Genomic DNA, 18,283 nt, shown 5'->3' with positions numbered 1-18,283 from the left:
ATTCGTGGCCGAGCGCGGCAGGAAGGGGATTATGATGAGGACCTTGTACATACTTGCACTCTCGACTGCTCTTTCGACCGCAATCGTCCAAGAGTCCAAGGCACAATCCACCTCTGATCTGCCAGCGACGGATCAACAGACCGGAGTCGATGGGACGGAAGGCGTAGCCGATATCATCGTCACCGCCCAGAAGCGTAACGAACGATTGATCGATGTTCCGCTCTCGGTAACCCAGATCGACTCCGACGTTCTCGTAAGTCAGAACCTGACAACTATCCGCGAGTTTTTCACGCGGATCCCCGGCCTTCAATATACTGGCGGCGCTGGTCAGACTACGCTGGCGATCCGCGGGGTCAGCGCGGACGTCGGCGGTAATCCGACGGTTGGCATCACCATCGATGACGTTCCATTCCCTGTCGGCGGCCAGATCGCGCCCGACCTCGATCCTGCCATCCTCAAGAACGTCGCCGTTCTGCGTGGTCCGCAAGGGACACTCTACGGAGCGAGCAGCCTCGGCGGTCTGCTGAAGTTCGAAACCGTGACGCCAGATCCGAATAAATTCTCCGGTCGTATCGAGGCTGGTTCAGAGGTCGTTCTGGATGGCGGATCGGGTTATTCAACGCGCGGTGCATTGAACATCCCCGTCATCGAAGATCGTGTTGGCATCAGTCTGAGCGGTTTCTATCGCAGGGCACCCGGCTATCTGGATTATACCGCCCTTCAGTCGGGTCCGCAGAATGCCGCGAACACGAACCGAAGCTACGGCGGGCGAGCGGCGCTGTTCATCAAGCCGGTCGACGGTCTATCGATCAATCTATCGTTTCTTGATCAGGAACTTCGCGGTCAGGGCGGCACTACAATCGGGCTGAACGGAGACTTCCGGCCGTTAGTTGGGTCCGCTACAAACAACTTCAGTCGGACGCTTCCAATCTACAGTACTCGCGTGCGCCTCTACACCGGGCGCATCGATGCGGACCTCGGTTTCGGTACATTGTCATCGATCACCGGCTATACACAAAGCCGCTACTCGTTGAACAACGACCTCACCTTCATATTTGCGCCCGTGCTTGGCGTCATTCAGCGCGTTTTCGGCTTGCCCATTGCCGGTGATCGAGCGGATCTCACCCAGTTTTCGAACACGAATCGATTTTCACAGGAGGTTCGACTGGCTTCAAACCCCGGCCAGAAGCTGGAGTGGCTCGTCGGCGCCTTCTACAACTACGACAAGGCTCTCTCGAACCAAACGCTTCTCGCCATCAACCCTACGACGAACGCCGTTGACGCCACTGTTTTCGACACGCCGTCACCATATCGGTTCCGCGAGATCGCGGGCTTCGCCGACGCTACTTACAATTTCACGGACAAACTGAGCCTTCAAGGCGGACTACGCTACGCTGACAATCGGCAGCGTTCGATCCAGACAGCCACGGGTCCTCTTGCCCTCCTGCAGGGCGCCGAGGATTCCGATGTCCGATCGAGCGACAGCAGTTGGACGTGGTTGTTGTCGCCGCAATACAAAATCAACGCCAATCTCAATCTCTATGGGCGTGTGGCGACCGGGTATCGCCCCGGAGGCCCAAACTCAGGGCTGACCCCGAACAATCTGACCTATGAGCCCGACAGAACGACGAATTATGAAATCGGCCTGAAAGGGAGCGTACTCGACCGAAAGCTCGTGTTTTCAGCTTCCGGCTTCTGGATCGACTGGCGAAACATCCAGCTGCTCTCGATCGATGCCGATACGCAGGTCGCATTCACCGACAATGGCGGGAGGGCGCGTAGCCGAGGCGCAGAAGTCGAGGTCAGCTACAACGCTTGGAAGGGCGGAGTGCTTGCCGCAAATGGTGCATACATCGACGCGGCGCTGCGCGATGCCCTTGTTGGTCAGACCATCGGCCTGGCAGGCGACCGCCTCCCTCTATCCTCAAGGTGGTCGGGCAACCTTTCGTTCGACCAATCCTTCGTACTCACTCCGGAGTTGAACGCGAACCTAGGGACGACGTTGAGTTACGTCGGGCCGCATTTCGCTGAGTTCCCAGCAGAAGGAGACCCGCGTGGCTACTCGCGGGGCTATGCGACGCTCGATCTCCGCGCCGGAATCGAGTCGCACGGCATCTCCTTCTCCCTGTATGCGAGGAATATCACGGACTCGAAGGGCATCATCTCGGTTTCGACAAGCGGGAACCCCTATACTGGCAGCATCGTGCAGCCGAGGTCGGTCGGCGGGTTGATATCGTTCAACTTCTGACCCCGGCCATATCGACGGCTTGACCCTCGATCTAAGCGATCGGTCAGCCAAACCCCTCGGGCACGGAGACGTCGCTCGAGGGGATCGTCGCCCGCCTATTCAAGGTCGCGGGCGACCCCTGACTGTTACGCAGAAGCAGGAAGAACCAGGCGCCGTGATTGACGAGCAGGTCCCGATGAATGAGACTTACGCGCAATGGGTGCGTGGCGTGATCGGGCGGAAGCGCAGCCACGCTCGAACGATTCCACTTTTCGACAGCTCCGTTCCAGAGCCTGCCAATCTGCTACAGCAGACCATCGAGGACGGCTTTCGTCGCCCGGTGACGTCGCGATATACGAGCGCGTTCAACGGCGGCAATCCGTTCGTCCTTGAACTATTGGCCACACGCTACGAGTTGCCGCGCGAGCAAATTATTTGCACCACGGGCGCCACGGGTGCCCTCTCCCTCATCTGTCGAGGATTGCTGTCGAAGGCCGATCACGTAATAGTCGAAACGCCGGGCTTCGACTTGTTCAGCGAGTTGGCACGCTCGGCCGGTGCCCATGTGTCCTACTTTCGTCGAGCTGCTGAGCAAGGTTTCGCTGCCAACGTCGAGGCAATCGCACAACAAATCACGCCAGATACGAAGCTGATCATGCTATCGAATCTGCATAACCCGTCAGGTGCGACATTAAGTACCGAAGAGCTGAATGCGCTTGTCGAACTGGCAGAGCGACACGGCATCCTGGTTGCTGTCGACGAAGTCTATAGCGACTATGCGGCTCCACTGGTTTCGTCAAAAGCCGCGGTCGGCTATTCGCCCAACTTCATCAGCATCAACAGCCTTACTAAAATTTTCGGCTTGAGCACGCTGCGATGCGGTTGGCTGGTCGCAGCGCCCGCAGTGATCGAGCCGCTTCGCGATCTTAGCGAGCGGCAGGATTTCGGAATTTCCAACCTTGCGCATGCCGTGGCCGCGCTCGTCCTGGAGCGAGCGGCGCAATTTCGGGCGGTGGGTGACGCGATATTGAGGCCTGCGCGCGAAGAGATGGTTCGCCGCTTCGACACATGGCGCTCGCGGGGATTGATTGCTGGCGAACTCCCCGAGTTCGGGTGCATCTGTTTTCCCAAACTAATCGGGGTGCGCAACACCCGCGCGTTCTCAGAAGCGCTGCTCGCCAAGTCGAATGTTATCGTCGCCCCTGGAGAATTCTTCGGCGAGGCAGGTCACGTGCGGCTCGGCTTCGGACGCCCCCTGCCGGAGTTGGTAGCGGGTTTGGACGCGCTCGAGGAGGCATTGGTCGAGCAAGGCCACCGTCGTCCCTTGGGAATCGTTGGATAGGATGGCGACTGCTCGGCCAAGCGTCGGCCGCTCCAGTCCAATTGGCGGTAGGGCTCAGCGCAACGATGAAGGCAGATAGCTGGCTTGCATGGCGACATGATAGCGACGTCAGTCTCGCCAATATGATCTGACGATCCGGGGCAATTGCGGCCTTACGTTGGCAACGCGGTCGTATATTTGGTCATGTCCAGAGCAAAATGAGAGGAGCCGCCAGCAACTGATGGATGGCCGAGAAGTGTTTGCATGAGAAAGGTATTGTAGGCCGCAACGTCGGCCACGACGACACGAAGCAGATAGTCCCAGTCTCCCGACATCGAAAAACACTCGACTACCTCTGGCTGCGACAGCACGAACCGTTCAAAACTCTGTCTAGAATCGGCGGCGTGGCTGCGCATTCGGATGTTACAGAGGACGTTTACACCTCTCCCGACTGCGGTCGGATCGACGAGTCTAACCGTGCGCGTGAAGACCCCCGCGGCCTCGAGCGCCTTCACACGGCGCCAGCACGACGCTGACGACGCGCCGACTCGCTCTGCGAGGTCAGCGTGGCTTAGCGTAGCATCGTTTTGAAGTAAGGCGACGATCCGCCGGTCAATCGCATCCATATGAAACCACCAGTTCGGCTTTGCGCGTCTATGCGAAATTCCAATTCGCTAACTAAGGTTTTTGGGCTGAAAAAGATAGGCATTCACCGAAACTTTCCGCGATCCTGCGCTGCATGGCTGAAGACAATCTTACCCGCCCCGACCACGCCGCTGCCGACTGGACGATCCCACAGGCTTGGAATCGTTACACGTCCGAAGAACATGCGACGTGGGACACATTGTTCGACCGGCAGGTACGACTTCTGCCCGGGCGAGTGACGCACGAGTTCATGGAGGGGCTCGACGTCCTGCGCATGTCCCGGTCCGGAATTCCAAACTTTGAGGAACTGTCCGAGCGGCTGATGCGTCGAACCGGTTGGCAGGTGGTTGCGGTGCCCGGGCTGGTACCCGACGATGTCTTCTTCGATCATCTCGCCAATCGGCGTTTCGTGGCAGGCAACTTTATCCGTAGACCGGAGCAGCTCGATTATCTTCAGGAGCCGGATGTCTTCCACGACGTTTTTGGGCACGTACCCTTGCTCGCCCATCCGGTGTTTGCCGACTACATGCAAGCCTACGGGCAAGGTGGTCAGCGTGCGGCGGCGTTGGGCGCGATCGACAAGCTCGCCCGCCTTTACTGGTATACGGTCGAATTCGGGCTGATCCGGTCGGGCGAAGGTCTGAAACTCTACGGAGCCGGCATCGTGTCGTCTTTCACGGAGTCGGCCTTCGCGACGGACGATCCGTCGCCCAATCGTCTCGGCTTCGACCTCAGGCGTCTGATGCGGACGAAATACCGGATCGACGACTTTCAACAGAACTACTTCGTGATCGACAGCTTCGAGCAGCTGCTCGACCAGACGCTCAACACCGATTTCGGTCCGCTTTACGCCGAACTGGCAGAAGAACCAGATATCGAGATCGAGGCGATCCTGCCGAGTGACGTCGTCTTCACGCGAGGTACGCAGGCCTATGCCCGCGAGAAGGTGGTAGCGTGAGCGAGCTTCTCGCCCCATCGCGGGCGCTATTCTGCAGTCTCGACCGACAGCCGCCTGACCTTCTGCTGGCGGTAATCGGTATGCACCGGGCCGATCCACGCCCGCACAAGATCGACGTTGGGGTCGGCGTCTACCGTGACGAAACCGGTGAAACGCCGGTCATGCGTGCGGTCAAGGCTGCCGAGACGCGTTTGCTCGCCGAGCAGCGTACCAAGAGCTATCTCGGGGCTGAGGGCGACCAAGGGTTCACGGACAGGCTGGCTGACGTCGCGCTCGGGCAGCCCTTGGCGACGGATACCCGTATTACCGGTGTCCAGACGCCTGGCGGTACGGGGGCGCTGCGTCTCGCTGCCGAACTCCTCGCGCGTGCTGGCGCAACCTTCGTCTGGGTCGGTGCCCCGACCTGGCCGAACCACGGGCCAATCTTTCGCGAAGCGGGATTGGTCGTTCGGACACATGCCTACTTCGACACGGCGCAGTCGCGGATCGACTTCGCGGCGTTCGTCGACAGCCTCGCCGAGGCTCGGTTTGGAGACGTCGTCCTGCTGCATGGCTGTTGTCACAATCCCACTGGCACCGCTTTCTCTCCTGGCGAGTGGGATGAGCTAACGCAGTTGTTCTTAGCGCGCGGCCTTATCCCGCTGATCGACCTTGCCTATCAGGGGCTTGGCCTGGGGCTCGACGAAGATGCAGCAGGCATGCGAGCGATGCTCGCGGCCGTGCCCGAAGCGCTGGTCGCCTATAGCTGTGATAAGAACTTCGCGTTGTATCGCGAGCGTGTCGGCGCTTTGTGGGTGCAGGCGGCAACGCCGGCCGCGGCGGTGCCGATCCGTGAGACGCTCCTCGTGCTTGCCCGGAGCTTGTGGTCGATGCCTCCCGATCACGGTGCGGCGACGGTTCGCCTCATTCTGGACGATCCCGCCTTGAAGGCGGAATGGCGTGCGGAGCTCACATCTATGTGCGCTCGCATTAATGGTCTGCGCTCCGCACTCGGTGCCTCTCACCCCGCGCTCGCGCCAATAGCGGATCAGCAGGGCCTGTTCGCTCTGCTACCGATTGACGAAAATGCGGTCAGCCAGCTTCGCGAACGTCACGCCATCTACATGCCGGCATCAGGCCGGATCAACATCGCCGGGCTGCAACTGGAGACGATTGAATCGTTCGCCGCGGCGCTCTCCCCCTATCTTCCCCGCTACTGAAAGGCCCTTCCATGACTGCTTCCGCCAATCCACTGGGTCTCGACGGCTTCGAGTTTTGTGAATTCACTTCACCAGATCCCGCGGCGCTTGCTCGTCAATTCGAACAGATGGGCTTCGTTGCTACGCACATCCATCCGGTTCGAGACGTGATCCGCTACAAGCAGGGACGCATCAATCTTCTGCTGAATCGGGACGCAGAGGGACAGGCCGCAGAGTTTCGTGCCGCGCACGGTCCGTCGGCCAGCGGCATGGCGTTTCGCGTAAACGATCCAGCCAGCGCGTACGCGCACGCCCTCTCCGAAGGCGCGAAGGCAGTCGATGCGTCAGTTGGTACGCTTGGCGAAGGCAGCTATGCAATCGAAGGGATTGGCGGGAGCTATCTCTACCTCGTTAAGGCCGGCGAGGACCTATACGGCGACTGGGAAGAGATCGAGGGTTGGCGCGAGGAGGAGGCCGAAAATAACGTTGGGCTCGACTTGCTCGATCACCTCACTCATAACGTCAAGCGCGGCGAAATGCGCACTTGGTCAAGCTTCTACGCAAATTTGTTCGGCTTCCAGGAACAAAAGTACTTCGACATCAAGGGTAAGGCTACCGGGCTGTTCAGCCAGGCTATGATTGCACCCGATGGCGCCATCCGGATCCCGCTGAACGAGAGCCAGGATGAAAACAGTCAGATCGAAGAGTTCATCCGCGAGTATCAGGGCGAGGGTATTCAGCACCTCGCGCTGACAACCGAAGACATCTACACAACTGTCGAAATGTTGCGCGCGCGGGGCGTGCGTCTGCAAGACACGATCGAGACGTATTACGAACTGGTCGACAAGCGTGTGCCGGGGCATGGCGAGGATCTGGCGCGGCTGAAGCAGAACCGTATTCTTATCGACGGCGATGTGAAGGACGAAGGCATTCTTCTTCAAATCTTCACCGAAAACATGGTCGGTCCGATCTTCTTCGAGATCATTCAGCGCAAGGGCAACCAAGGATTCGGGAACGGCAACTTTCAAGCACTATTCGAGTCGATCGAACTCGACCAGATCCGCCGTGGTGTGATCTCGGTGGATGCCTGAAACACGCGGTTCGCATGTTGATAAGGTTGCAAAATGAGGATTCGATGAGGGCACAGCATCCGGACCACGTCGAGGAAGCGGGCGGCCACACGGGCGCCCGCTATATACCCGGCTTCGGCAACCACGTATCGACCGAGGCTGTAAGGGACGCGCTTCCGGTGGGCCGCAACTCGCCCCAGCGCGTGCCTTTCGGCCTGTACGCGGAACAGCTCTCGGGCAGCGCGTTCACCGCGCCGCGCGCTGAGAACCGACGTTCGTGGTTGTATCGGCTGCGTCCAACGGCGCAGCACCCGGCATTTACCCGCTATTATGGCGCACCACGTCTTGCGAGCGCGCCATTCGCTGCGGCACCCGATCCCAATCGCCTGCGCTGGGATCCCTTGCCTTGGCCGGACACACCGACCGACTGGATTGATAGCCTCGTTTCTTACGGCGGCACCGGCAACGTGGCCGACCAAGTCGGCGTTGGCATTCACTGCTACGCCGCCAATATGGACATGCAGCGCGCATTCTTCTCGGCAGACGGCGAACTTCTGATCGTGCCGCAGGAAGGCGCGCTTCTGATTGATACGGAACTCGGTCGCCTCGAGGTCGCACCGCTCCAGATTGCATTGATCCCGCGCGGCGTGCGCTTTCGCGTGATGCTGCAGGACGGTCGTGCGCGCGGCTATGTCTGCGAGAACTACGGCGCGCTTTTTCGCTTGCCTGATCTCGGCCCCATCGGCGCCAACGGTCTGGCAAATTCGCGCGATTTCGAGGCGCCAGTCGCGTGGTTCGAGGATGATGCCGAACCCTGCACGGTGATCCAAAAGTTTCAGGGCGGGCTATGGGAAACCACGCTCGATCATTCCCCGTTCGATGTGGTCGCATGGCACGGCAATCTGGCACCTTATCGCTACGACCTGAAGCGCTTCAACACCATCAACACGGTCAGCTTTGATCATCCGGACCCGTCGATCTTCACAGTGCTGACATCACCGAGTGACACGCCTGGCACCGCAAACTGCGATTTCGTTATTTTTCCTCCGCGCTGGATGGTCGCGGAACAGACCTTTCGGCCGCCTTGGTTTCATCGCAACGTGATGAGCGAATTCATGGGCCTCATCGCCGGTCAGTATGATGCCAAGGAGGGGGGCGGCTTTGTCCCCGGAGGAGCTTCGCTTCACAACCAGATGAACGGTCACGGACCCGACAAGGCCACTTACGATCGCGCGGTCGCGGCCGACCTGGTTCCGCACAGGATCGACGACACGATGGCGTTCATGTTCGAAACGCGGCACGTCATTCGTTTGGCCGAATGCGGAGTGGAGGGGCCGGCGCGACAGCTCGACTACGACGACGTGTGGAGCGACTTCGCCAAGGCGGAGATCGCTAGGTGATACCCACAGTCGACGAGACGCACGATCCAGCGCGCACTTGCTGGGTCCCGGGAGCCAACGGCCATTCGGACTTCCCCATCCAGAACCTCCCGCTTGGCATCTTCTCGACGGCCGGCACCGACCCACATGGCGGCATTGCGATCGGCGATCATGTGCTGGATCTTTGCGCGCTTGCTGATGCTGGACTACTGAATGGGCCGGGACTGGACGCCGCAAAGGCCGCCGCAGCGCCTACGCTGAATGCCCTGTTGGCGCTTGGGTGTGGTCCACGAGCAGCCCTGCGGACCCAGGTTTCGGCGCTGCTATCGGATGCTGTCAACCAGCCGGTAGTGAGCCCGCTGCTTCGACGCATTTCCGATTGTACGATGCACGTACCCACGCGCATTGGTGACTACACGGACTTCTATGTCGGCATTCATCATGCGACGAACGTGGGTAAGGTTTTCCGGCCGGATAACCCGTTGCTGCCCAATTATAAGTATGTTCCAATTGGCTACCACGGACGGGCGTCCTCCGTCCGTCCGTCTGGTGCCCAAGTCGTTCGCCCCGCGGCTCAAATCAAATCGACCGATATGCCGGCGCCCGTCCTCGCACCAACGCGGCGACTCGATTATGAGTTGGAACTGGGCGTGTGGATCGGGTCGGGCAACACGCTGGGAACGCCTATACCGATCGACCGCGCTGCGGAGCATATCGCGGGCCTTTCGTTGTTGAACGACTGGTCTGCCCGCGACGTGCAAGCTTGGGAATATCAACCGCTAGGGCCGTTCCTGGCCAAGAATTTCTTGACCACCATTTCGCCTTGGATCGTGACTGCCGAAGCGCTCGCACCCTTCCGAACACGGCAATCATCTCGTCCGGATGGTGATCCTTCTCCCTTGCCCTATCTCTTTGATCCGGCAGATCAGGAACGGGGCGCGCTGTCGCTCACCTTGGAGGTGGCGCTCGCTTCCGCACGAATGAAAGCCGACGGGGTCCCACCATTCCGCCTCAGCCGCGGTCCGGCCTCAAGCATGTACTGGACGATCGCGCAGATGGTTGCACACCACACGGTGGGTGGGTGCGACCTCAATCCCGGTGACCTTCTTGGTACTGGTACCATTTCGGCTGCCACACCCGACGGGTTCGGTAGCCTTCTCGAACTCACCCGCAATGGCACCCTCCCGATCGAACTGCCAAACGGTGAGCAGCGCACGTTCCTTGAGGACGGCGACACACTGTCGCTTTCGGGTCGTCTTGAAGCCGATGGTTTCGTGGCCATTGGCTTCGGATCGTGCGTCGGTACCGTCGTCCCAGCTAGAGCGGTATGACCCGGTTGCATGATTATTGGCGATCGGGCGCGTCTTACCGCGTCCGCATTGCGCTTAATGTTAAGGAAGTGCGCTACGAGCAGGTGCCGCACGATTTGCGCACCGGGGAGCAGCGTCGGCTCGACTATGCGGCGGCAAATCCCCAGAAGCTAGTGCCCGCCCTCCAGATCGACGACGGGTCAACCCTCACTCAAAGTCTCGCCATTCTGGAGTGGCTGGAGGAGCGCCACCCCTATCCGGCGTTGCTTCCATCGACGTCGGTGGATCGGGCGATCGTCCGTGCCATGGCCGGGCTGATCGTGAGCGACATCCATCCGCTAAATAATCTACGCGTTCTCGATGCATTGCGCGGCGACCTGAATGTCTCCGACGAACAGGTAGGACGTTGGATCGCGCGCTGGATGACAGAAGGGTTCGAGGCTCTGGAGGCACTGGTCTCACATCATGGAGGAGCCTTTGCGTTCGGCGATACCGTGACCTTTGCCGATTGTTGTATCGTGCCACAGCTCTATTCGGCGGAGCGGTTTGGAGTACCGCTGTCGGCTTTCCCGCGCTTGGTCGCCGTCGGCACGGCTGCTCGCGCGTTGCCATCGTTTGACGCAGCGCACCCGGATCGCCAGCCGGATGCGGATCGTCTGTGAGCAACGACGAACGCCTCGTAGCTACCCCCGCGAACATCTCGCTCGGGCCGCTGGACGTGATTGAGGATGGGAAGGCTCGAAACTTCGTTATTCAGATGAACGCCGGACGCTTCCACGGCTTCGTGGTGCGAAGGGGCGATTGCGCGTACGGTTATGTCGATCGGTGCCCGCACGCGGGGCTCCCGCTCGCTCAGAAGCTGGACGACTATATGACAGGCGATGGAGCTTTCGTCGCATGTAGCTGGCACGGTGCGTTGTTCCGGCCAGAAGACGGCTTGTGCGTGGGTGGCCCCTGCGCAGGCCAGCGACTTACAAGCTGGCCTGTCGCGGTCATCGCTGGCCAAATACTGACAATCTGAAGATGCTGAATCCGATGCATATCATCGTTACAGGGGCGGACGGGGCACTTGGCGCGGCCGTCATACATGGTCTTAACGAGGCGGGTCACCGTGTCGCCGCTTTGTGTGGTCGACTGCCGCTGTCGCCTGGCCTCGGATTCTTTGCTGCTGGTGATCTGGCCGACGAGGCCAATGCCCGGGTCGTGATCACCGCGGCTGCTGAATGGTTGGGACATGTCGACGGTTTCATCCACCTGGCCGGCGGCTTCCTTTGGTCGGAAACGGGTTCCGCCACGCTCGCCGATTGGCGCGCTATGTTCGATGCGAACGTTGCAACCGCAGTCGCTAGTGCGACGGTTGCGCTGCACCATCTCCAGGACGGTGGAGCGATCATCTTCGTTGGGGCGCATTCCTCCCAGCCAGCGAATGTCGGCTTTGGTCCTTACGGCGCTGCCAAGTCGGGTGTGGCGAGATTAACCGAGGCCTTGGCGGCAGAATCGCGGCCTCGCCGAATCCGCGTGAACGCCATTCTTCCAGCGATCATCGATACTCCGCGGAACCGTGCGGATATGCCGGACGCCGACCCTTCGACCTGGACAAAACCCGAAGCGATCGCCGATGTGGTCGCATTCCTGATCTCGCCAGCCGCACGTGCGATCACTGGGGCACTGCTCCCCGTCACCAACGCTGCGTAGAGGATGCCTGTGATGACCGCGCTTAACGACCGGGAGCTGACCGCTCACCTGAATTCGCTCCCGGCGTGGCGCCATGATGCTGAGCGCAAGGCGCTGCATCGTCGCCTGTCCTTCGCAACATTCGCCGACGCCTTGGCTGCGATGGTTCGGATCGGGATTGAAGCTGATAAGGCCGATCACCATCCAGAATGGACCAACGTCTACGACCGTCTCGACATCTGGCTCACCACCCACGATGTGAATGGCGTCACCGTGCGGGACATCGCCCTTGCGCGCGCAATCGACGCGATGTTTCCGGCCTAAAATCATCGCCACGGTTAGATGACACCGGTGCTGACAGGCGGCGGCCTCGGCTCGTTCGAAAGACACGGATTCAAGCCCAAGGGCCGTCGAACCCTCAAGGTATTGAGCGGCCCTAATCGATGTTCCAAACAAGGATCATCAAACTTCTGGTAGCGAATCACTCCGCCTTGCAGTGTCCATCCATGGAAGCGTCACTTTCCGCATCGACCCGGTCGCGCCGCAACGAACCCAATCCGAGCCTCGAGGAAGATGTACAGCCGCTGCATCGGGTCGCTTTGTTGAGCGAGCGCCAGCTCTGCTATCTCCGCCATGTCTATCAGCACCGAAGCTCGAAGGAGATCGCAGCGCTCACCGGCGTGAGCCCTCGCGCTGTCGATAAGCAACTGTTAAAGGCCAACAATCTTCTTGGCGCTGCAACTCGCGTTGATGCCGCTCGCATGGTTGCGGCCGTCGACGCGGGGGTAGAGCCTTTACCCCCTGCAACTATCCTACCTTCCGCCGATCAGGTCTTGCCGCTTCCACTGCCGATGCCGACGGCAGCGACGGCAGCGAACATGCTCACCTGGAAGCAGGCCGCGATCTGGACCGTGATCATCGCGATCGTGACCCCGATCGGCGTGACCGTCGCCGGCATGGTGATCCTGACGCTGTCGTTCCTGCTCGGTCTGAGAACAGGGTAGCGGCGCTGCGGCGCTCAAGGAGACAAAATGCAGGCACTCGAGAACACCAGCCGGATCGTCGCGGACGATCTGCGCAAGGCTGAACGGTCGATCAATCTCGCGGCGCGCGACACCACGCAGCTTCTTCTCACGATGCTCGATGCGACTGAGACGCACCAGATTTCGCCCGCATTTGCGCAGCGGAGTGTGAAGGCGACGGTTGCCGCGCTGTCGGCTCTGGTGGAAGGGCAGGATCAGATGGCGATGCGTGCTCACCCACTGGCAGTTAAAGTCGGACGTCAGCTCGGTCTGACAGAAACGAGTTGGGGTGAGAACGTGCCCAAGCCACCGATGGCGTCGATCGACGAGCGAGCGCCAGAGCCGGTGATTCGCTGACCGAGAATGGGGATGAGAGTCGAGATTTTGTTAGCCCTCGCATTCAATGCGGTCATGGCGGCTGTCTTAATCTTAGCTCTCATTCGCGGCGGCCGTCCCGAACGACTGGGCGTGCTGGTGAACATTGCCGGTTTCGCTCTCACCTCGGCCATGCGGCTGCTCTCGTCTGCCGTCGTATGGGCGCCAGGCCATGGTCAGACGTTACTCGTCGATCTTGGTGTTACCATAGGCTTCTTCTGGCTTGGAATTACGACGACCCGGTTTTGGCCGATCTGGGCGGCCGGCTTCGCGCTCGGCGATTTGTTTATGAGCCTTTTCGGAGCTTTGCTGCCGAAGGTGTCGATCTTTGCCTATCACACCGGAATGGGGATTTACGCCTATCTCGCCCTTGGTGCGCTGGCGCTCGGCACGCTGCGCCTCCCTCGCGACGCAGAGCCCTATCTGCGGAATGGATCGAGACAATCATGGATCCAGCACCATCGGACGACGACCTGATCGACGTCGTCGTTCGCCTTCCTCGCAAGGCCGTCGAGAACACCTTGCTTTCCGCGGCCGCCGCCACCGGAACGTTAGCCGACCAGCGCCTTGCGGAAGCGAAGACGCTGCTTGCCGGCCGACGCCGCCGCGGGAGCTGCTTCAAAGGAGTTCGCTTCTCGGATCCGAGCTGGGACATGATCCTCGAGCTCTATGTCGCTGAGCAGGAAGGAAGCACGATCGCGGTGTCACAGCTGTGCACACTGAGCGGCGGGTCGATGACCACCGCGTTGCGGCATATCGAGGACCTCGAAGCGCTCGGCCTCATCAATCGTGCGCCGGACCCGACGGACCGCCGCAAGGCGATCGTCACGATGCTGCCGCGTCTCCGATCCGCGATCGAGCAATGGCTCGATCTGCAGATCGCCGCCCTGCCCCCGCATCGGTAAGAGCCGGCGCGGGCGGGCGGTCTCGCCTATGGCGCGGCGAACGGACGTGCCCTGGTATGACGGGCATTATCAGCGGCTGGGATATGTGGCGCTGACCTGATAAACATCGAGCCATGATTCCGAGCTTTTCCTACTCGTCCCTCACCGAACGCGCGGCGCGCTGCACCTCGCGCTGGGTAGGTCCGCAAAAGCACGAACATCGCTCCAAGTTTGGCTCGAACTCGGCCGTCGCCCTCACGGAGGCGCCCTCCTTTCGTGCTTTCGAGGACCTCGCCGAGCGCACCTTCGTGCTTTCGCGGACCACGGGGTATGCCTCGTGACCGGCCCTACGCCGAGCCAGGGCGATCTGTTCGTCCTCGATAGCCCGCTGCTGACCGAAGTTCGCGGCGAGCATTCGCTAATGGCGTATCCGTTTTTCGCACTCGCTAAAAGCGGATGGAAGAAGTCGCTGATGTATAAGACCGATACCGTCTCGATCGAGATCGGTCCCGGACCACGCGGCGTCGCCACGATCTACGACAAGGAAATCCTACTCTATATCGCGAGCTTACTCGTCTCGAAGATGGATGCAGGCGAGCGGGTCGCCCAGGACTTCTACTTCACCGCGCATGACCTTTTCCGCGTTACCGGCGTAAACGGCTCGGCGAGGTCCTACACGCGACTGGCGGACGCTTTGGAGCGTCTGCAAGGTACGCAGATCAAGACAAATATCGAAGCAGGCGGCGAAGGGCAGACTGGTTTCTTTTCTTGGCTTTCTGAGGCGACGATCAAGTACACCAAGACGCGTGTTGGCGAGCCGCGCATGAAGGGGGTCCAGGTCCGGCTTTGCGACTGGCTGTACCGCGCTATTTTGAAGGACCGTCGCGTCCTCGAATACTCACCGGACTATTTCCAGCTCGGACCAGTTGAGCGACGGCTGTATGAAGTCGCTCGCTCCACCTGCATCGACGGTCCAGTCCAGGTCGACCTCGACGATCTACGCCTGCAGCTCGGTTATCAGAACTCGCTCAAGCATTTTCGGCACGTTCTTCGTGGAATTGCGGAAGCCGACTCGATCCCGGACTATAGCATCCTGCTCAATGAGCCGGATGTACCCGCCGCATCGGGGCCAAAGCGCCGGGTTGCGGCGCCGACACTTGTCACGCTTGTTCCCAAAAGCGCCAAGGCAATAGCTGAATAGGGCTTCGCGAATCGGGCTTGGCCCGATTCGGTAGGGTCCGGCAAAGCACGAAGAATTCGCGGCAGGACGTCATCTCGGCGTCCGTCAAAGCACGAATCAGCGTCCGTCAAAGCACGAATGCCTCGCGCGAAGGTCCGTCAAAGCACGAAATTTTTGCGGCTCCGGTCCGCCAAAGCACGAGTCATGACCGCTTCCGAGCAGTGCAGTGTGCTGGCATCGTCCCCTTGTGTTCTCCGCGATCGGCATCTGGTCCGTGCGGAGCGAGCAGAAAGGGTGGCCGTGAGCACATAAACGAATGCCCGGCACGAAGGCCGGGCACCCAGAAATCGCAACGTGGCAGCGTCGCCAAACGCTGACCGGTCACTCGTAGATCATCTGCGTAGCGATTTTCGAACCTCGGTTCAAGGGAGCGCGCTTCGCGCCACGCCTCTGTTTTGCCTGCTGACGGCCCTTCATCCGAGGGGACGAACGATGACCTATACCCAAACGGTATTCACCGGGGGCACGGGTGCCCGGCCGATTACGGCCTTCTCACGTCAGATCGCCCGCGCCCTCGAGGCCGGGCTCGCCGACGCGCCGGCCGAAGTCGAGCGGAAAGCGGTCTTCGCCATTATGAAGCGTGCAGCGCCGGCGCTCGGCATCGGCATTGGCGCTCTACAGACGCTCGAACACCTCATCAGCTTCACGCATGCGGACGACTGGAAGGCCGGTCGCACGCCGATCGCGTGGCCGAGCAATGTCACGCTCGCTGAAGCGGCCGGAAAGACGGTCAGCGCAATCAAGGCGCGTCTGCGTCAGCTCCGAGGCTTGGGGCTCATTCTCGCCCGTGATAGCGGGCATGGCCGGCGCACCGGTCGTCGGGACGAAACTGGCGCGATCTCGGTCGCCTTCGGCGTCGACCTCTCCCCCTTGCGCATCCGATACGAGGAATTCCGCGCGCTGGCGGACGCGTACACGGCTCAATCGCGCCTTTTCAAGGAAGGTCGGCAGGAAATCGCTCGCGTTCGCCGGATGGTCAGCCAGGCGCTTGCCCAAGCTGCCCATATGCGATTGACCGGACCGCACTGGTTCGCGCTGCAGGAGTTCCTCGACAGGGTCGCGGCGGCAGCTGGTCAGGCGCGAGCAAATCGCGATAGCGACGGCTTTATGGCTGCGATCGCCCAACTCAAACAGGTCGAGGAACAGGTCGGCAGCACAATCGACCAGTTCATGTTTCCAGAAGAAAATGAAGGGTCGGGGTCAAAAAATGAGCCCTTCATACATATGCAAACCAGCCCTCACCCCATCGAAGATGTACAGGCTGAGCGAGCTTGTAGTTCTGACCCGACAGGGCATGCCCTATCCTCGGCCGATCTCCCAGCGTCGCCGTCCAATAGCCAGTTCAAGGCCCGCCCCGCGGAGCTGATGGAGATGTTTCCGACGACCGCGATGTATGTCGGCGCTCGCAAACCGGCCTGGTCGGACATCCATCGTGCTGCGTCACGCCTGAGGCATGATCTTGGCATTCGCACCGGCACCTATGTCGATGCGCTCGAGAAACTCGGTCCCGATGCAGCCGCGATCGCAATGATGATCACCGCAGAGCGCCACTCGCGCTCTGAGATCCGGCTGACCCCGGGGGCGTACTTCGCCGGCATGGTCGGGAAGGCCAAGCGGGATGAGCTGGACCTCGCCAAGAGCCTGTGGGGCTTCCGGACCGAGCGCATGACGGCGCATTGAATTATCGCTTCTTTGTGTCCAATATCGTTCTGTGGTAAAGCCGGACTATGAAGTCTGATCGCTGGGCCTTGCGAGACGTCGCCACCCGCACCTGTGTGGGCAGTCGTTGAGGAGCCTCGCACTTCTGGGTGGCGCCGCGATAGTCTCGGCTGTTGTTATCTGGCACCGCCCCCTCGCTGGCGACGCGGGGCTCGAATGCAAGCAAGCGCCAGCCAGTCCGCTCTGCGCTGCGGTCGGGGGGCTGGCCAAGGCCGTTCATAGCCCGCCAGCGATCAGCGGCGCCGGGCGGCTGCCGCCACCCGAGGTTCCCGGCGCCATCGATCCCGCTGTCACTCAGGTCGACATTGATGCGACGATATGCCGCCCGGGTTATTCGCGTTCGAAGCGTCCAACTTACAGCATCACCGGGCCATTGAAGCGCCGGATGATGGCAGATCAGCATCCCGGCGAGCCGATGGCGGCCTATGAGCTCGACCATCTTGTTCCGATTTCGCTAGGCGGCGCGCCCCTGGATCACCGCAACCTCTGGCTTCAGCCGCGCGCTGGCCAGGCGAACGCCGCAGACAAGAACGTCCTGGCCTATGTGCTGTGGCGTCTTGTCTGCGAGCGTCGCGTGAAGCTCGACGATGCTCAAAGCGCCATCCGTCGCAACTGGATCGCTGCCTACCAGATCTACGCGACGCCCGAGAACGTCGCCCAATACCACTTTCGATCAAACCGAGAGCCATATCGCACACGGCCGTCGAGCGCGGATTTTGATTTAGACCTCAATCGGAGGAAATGACCATGCCGCAGAACATCGCCGAATTCCGAATTATCGGGCGCGTTGGAAAGGTCACTAAGCGCGAGAAGGTGAGTTATGTCAGTATCGCGGCAAACTACAATCGTCGCGATGGCGACGAGTGGAAACAGGAGACGCTTTGGAACAACGTGATCTGCTTCTCCAACCTCACCGGCCTTCTGGAAGCTGCTGGCAAAGGCGACCTGGTCCATGTCACCGGTCGTGTACGCGAGAGCCAGCATAACGAGGGCAATGAGCCGACGTACCGAACCGAGCTGATCGCCGACACCTTCTCCGTCCTCGCCAAGGGTAACGGCGCGGAGGCATGAGCGACGCGGACGACATCCAAGGTCGGTCTTGCACTCCGACGACGCGGCATCCAGCTCCGCGCGCGATGTTGAACCGGTTGATTGTCGCTCCCTACACAGCAGCACTCTCCCCTGCCGCCGCTCTTTATCCACCGCAGCATTCGAGTTGCGCCGGGAGGGGGACTGCAGGTTTATTTTCTCCTTTCGTTCCGATGCCGAATGACTCAGAAT

At 60.6% G+C, this 18,283-nt stretch carries 20 protein-coding genes; 19 read left to right on the top strand and 1 reads right to left on the bottom strand.

What is annotated here, in order from left to right; genetic code table 11:
- Positions 1 to 31: 31 nt before the first annotated feature.
- Positions 32 to 2,248, top strand: coding sequence for a TonB-dependent receptor (locus tag GQR91_RS18685; RefSeq protein WP_149683137.1), 2,217 nt, complete (start codon positions 32 to 34; stop codon positions 2,246 to 2,248).
- 154 nt (positions 2,249 to 2,402) lie between these two features.
- Entirely contained in the window at positions 2,403 to 3,569 is a 1,167-nt protein-coding gene (locus GQR91_RS18680; RefSeq protein ID WP_235904126.1) for a pyridoxal phosphate-dependent aminotransferase, read from the top strand.
- Between the two features lie 152 nt (positions 3,570 to 3,721).
- On the opposite strand, the gene GQR91_RS18675 is transcribed toward GQR91_RS18680, so the two are convergent.
- Complete coding sequence (locus GQR91_RS18675; protein WP_149683136.1) at positions 3,722 to 4,174, bottom strand: Lrp/AsnC family transcriptional regulator; 453 nt, start codon at positions 4,172 to 4,174, stop codon at positions 3,722 to 3,724.
- A gap of 113 nt (positions 4,175 to 4,287) precedes the next feature.
- Between GQR91_RS18675 and phhA the strand changes: the two genes are divergently transcribed.
- From phhA to GQR91_RS18590, 17 genes are all read left to right on the top strand, one after another.
- The gene (gene phhA, locus GQR91_RS18670; protein WP_149683135.1) at positions 4,288 to 5,151 is read left to right on the top strand and encodes a phenylalanine 4-monooxygenase; all 864 of its coding nucleotides are present in this window, start codon (positions 4,288 to 4,290) and stop codon (positions 5,149 to 5,151) included.
- On the top strand, positions 5,148 to 6,350 hold the full coding sequence (locus GQR91_RS18665; protein ID WP_149683134.1) for an aromatic amino acid transaminase: 1,203 nt from the start codon (positions 5,148 to 5,150) through the stop codon (positions 6,348 to 6,350). Before phhA ends, GQR91_RS18665 begins: the two co-directional genes overlap by 4 nt.
- Positions 6,351 to 6,361: 11 nt before the next feature.
- The gene (gene hppD, locus GQR91_RS18660) at positions 6,362 to 7,420 is read left to right on the top strand and encodes a 4-hydroxyphenylpyruvate dioxygenase (RefSeq protein WP_149683133.1); all 1,059 of its coding nucleotides are present in this window, start codon (positions 6,362 to 6,364) and stop codon (positions 7,418 to 7,420) included.
- A gap of 44 nt (positions 7,421 to 7,464) precedes the next feature.
- Positions 7,465 to 8,799 carry a homogentisate 1,2-dioxygenase gene (gene hmgA / locus GQR91_RS18655; protein WP_149683132.1) on the top strand — a complete coding sequence of 445 codons (1,335 nt, stop codon included), beginning with the start codon at positions 7,465 to 7,467 and terminating at the stop codon, positions 8,797 to 8,799.
- A complete protein-coding gene (gene fahA / locus GQR91_RS18650) occupies positions 8,799 to 10,109 on the top strand; it encodes a fumarylacetoacetase (RefSeq protein WP_149683188.1) in 1,311 nt (436 codons plus the stop codon). The genes hmgA and fahA overlap by 1 nt, the downstream gene beginning before the upstream one ends.
- Positions 10,106 to 10,750, top strand: a complete 645-nt coding sequence (gene maiA / locus GQR91_RS18645; protein ID WP_149683131.1) for a maleylacetoacetate isomerase — start codon at positions 10,106 to 10,108, stop codon at positions 10,748 to 10,750. Before fahA ends, maiA begins: the two co-directional genes overlap by 4 nt.
- Complete coding sequence (locus tag GQR91_RS18640) at positions 10,747 to 11,109, top strand: Rieske (2Fe-2S) protein (protein WP_235904125.1); 363 nt, start codon at positions 10,747 to 10,749, stop codon at positions 11,107 to 11,109. Before maiA ends, GQR91_RS18640 begins: the two co-directional genes overlap by 4 nt.
- Before the next feature lie 2 nt (positions 11,110 to 11,111).
- Complete coding sequence (locus GQR91_RS18635; RefSeq protein ID WP_149683130.1) at positions 11,112 to 11,783, top strand: SDR family oxidoreductase; 672 nt, start codon at positions 11,112 to 11,114, stop codon at positions 11,781 to 11,783.
- Between the two features lie 12 nt (positions 11,784 to 11,795).
- Positions 11,796 to 12,086, top strand: a complete 291-nt coding sequence (locus GQR91_RS18630) for a 4a-hydroxytetrahydrobiopterin dehydratase (protein WP_149683129.1) — start codon at positions 11,796 to 11,798, stop codon at positions 12,084 to 12,086.
- Positions 12,087 to 12,268: 182 nt separating this feature from the next.
- Positions 12,269 to 12,766, top strand: a complete 498-nt coding sequence (locus tag GQR91_RS18625) for a sigma factor-like helix-turn-helix DNA-binding protein (protein ID WP_149683128.1) — start codon at positions 12,269 to 12,271, stop codon at positions 12,764 to 12,766.
- Between the two features lie 27 nt (positions 12,767 to 12,793).
- On the top strand, positions 12,794 to 13,141 hold the full coding sequence (locus tag GQR91_RS18620; RefSeq protein WP_149683127.1) for a hypothetical protein: 348 nt from the start codon (positions 12,794 to 12,796) through the stop codon (positions 13,139 to 13,141).
- A 12-nt stretch (positions 13,142 to 13,153) separates the two neighbouring features.
- Positions 13,154 to 13,636 carry a hypothetical protein gene (locus GQR91_RS18615; RefSeq protein WP_149683126.1) on the top strand — a complete coding sequence of 161 codons (483 nt, stop codon included), beginning with the start codon at positions 13,154 to 13,156 and terminating at the stop codon, positions 13,634 to 13,636.
- Complete coding sequence (locus GQR91_RS18610; RefSeq protein ID WP_149683125.1) at positions 13,606 to 14,064, top strand: helix-turn-helix domain-containing protein; 459 nt, start codon at positions 13,606 to 13,608, stop codon at positions 14,062 to 14,064. The genes GQR91_RS18615 and GQR91_RS18610 overlap by 31 nt, the downstream gene beginning before the upstream one ends.
- Positions 14,065 to 14,380: 316 nt before the next feature.
- Positions 14,381 to 15,244: a replication initiator protein A gene (locus tag GQR91_RS18605; RefSeq protein WP_235904123.1), complete on the top strand. Its 864-nt coding sequence runs from the start codon at positions 14,381 to 14,383 to the stop codon at positions 15,242 to 15,244.
- A gap of 471 nt (positions 15,245 to 15,715) precedes the next feature.
- Complete coding sequence (gene repC / locus GQR91_RS18600) at positions 15,716 to 16,963, top strand: plasmid replication protein RepC (RefSeq protein WP_149683124.1); 1,248 nt, start codon at positions 15,716 to 15,718, stop codon at positions 16,961 to 16,963.
- 424 nt (positions 16,964 to 17,387) lie between these two features.
- Complete coding sequence (locus GQR91_RS18595) at positions 17,388 to 17,747, top strand: hypothetical protein (RefSeq protein ID WP_249042677.1); 360 nt, start codon at positions 17,388 to 17,390, stop codon at positions 17,745 to 17,747.
- A gap of 2 nt (positions 17,748 to 17,749) precedes the next feature.
- The gene (locus GQR91_RS18590; protein WP_149683123.1) at positions 17,750 to 18,073 is read left to right on the top strand and encodes a single-stranded DNA-binding protein; all 324 of its coding nucleotides are present in this window, start codon (positions 17,750 to 17,752) and stop codon (positions 18,071 to 18,073) included.
- The last annotated feature ends 210 nt before the right edge of the window (positions 18,074 to 18,283 follow it).

It is taken from the genome of Sphingomonas carotinifaciens, from assembly GCF_009789535.1.
GTDB classification, from domain to species: Bacteria; Pseudomonadota; Alphaproteobacteria; order Sphingomonadales; family Sphingomonadaceae; genus Sphingomonas; species Sphingomonas carotinifaciens.
The sequence above is the reverse complement of the archived record's forward strand: the minus strand, read 5'-3'. Positions and strand labels throughout refer to the sequence as shown.

Coding starts and splice junctions, on each gene's coding strand:
- GQR91_RS18635 (WP_149683130.1), top strand. CDS start 11,112: ATGCTGAATCCGATGCATATCATCGTTACAGGGGCGGACGGGGCACTT.
- GQR91_RS18595 (WP_249042677.1), top strand. CDS start 17,388: ATGATGGCAGATCAGCATCCCGGCGAGCCGATGGCGGCCTATGAGCTC.
- GQR91_RS18610 (WP_149683125.1), top strand. CDS start 13,606: ATGGATCCAGCACCATCGGACGACGACCTGATCGACGTCGTCGTTCGC.
- GQR91_RS18620 (WP_149683127.1), top strand. CDS start 12,794: ATGCAGGCACTCGAGAACACCAGCCGGATCGTCGCGGACGATCTGCGC.
- phhA (WP_149683135.1), top strand. CDS start 4,288: ATGGCTGAAGACAATCTTACCCGCCCCGACCACGCCGCTGCCGACTGG.
- GQR91_RS18625 (WP_149683128.1), top strand. CDS start 12,269: ATGGAAGCGTCACTTTCCGCATCGACCCGGTCGCGCCGCAACGAACCC.
- repC (WP_149683124.1), top strand. CDS start 15,716: ATGACCTATACCCAAACGGTATTCACCGGGGGCACGGGTGCCCGGCCG.
- maiA (WP_149683131.1), top strand. CDS start 10,106: ATGACCCGGTTGCATGATTATTGGCGATCGGGCGCGTCTTACCGCGTC.
- hppD (WP_149683133.1), top strand. CDS start 6,362: ATGACTGCTTCCGCCAATCCACTGGGTCTCGACGGCTTCGAGTTTTGT.
- GQR91_RS18615 (WP_149683126.1), top strand. CDS start 13,154: ATGAGAGTCGAGATTTTGTTAGCCCTCGCATTCAATGCGGTCATGGCG.
- GQR91_RS18630 (WP_149683129.1), top strand. CDS start 11,796: ATGACCGCGCTTAACGACCGGGAGCTGACCGCTCACCTGAATTCGCTC.
- GQR91_RS18685 (WP_149683137.1), top strand. CDS start 32: ATGATGAGGACCTTGTACATACTTGCACTCTCGACTGCTCTTTCGACC.
- GQR91_RS18590 (WP_149683123.1), top strand. CDS start 17,750: ATGCCGCAGAACATCGCCGAATTCCGAATTATCGGGCGCGTTGGAAAG.
- GQR91_RS18675 (WP_149683136.1), bottom strand. CDS start 4,174: ATGGATGCGATTGACCGGCGGATCGTCGCCTTACTTCAAAACGATGCT.
- hmgA (WP_149683132.1), top strand. CDS start 7,465: ATGAGGGCACAGCATCCGGACCACGTCGAGGAAGCGGGCGGCCACACG.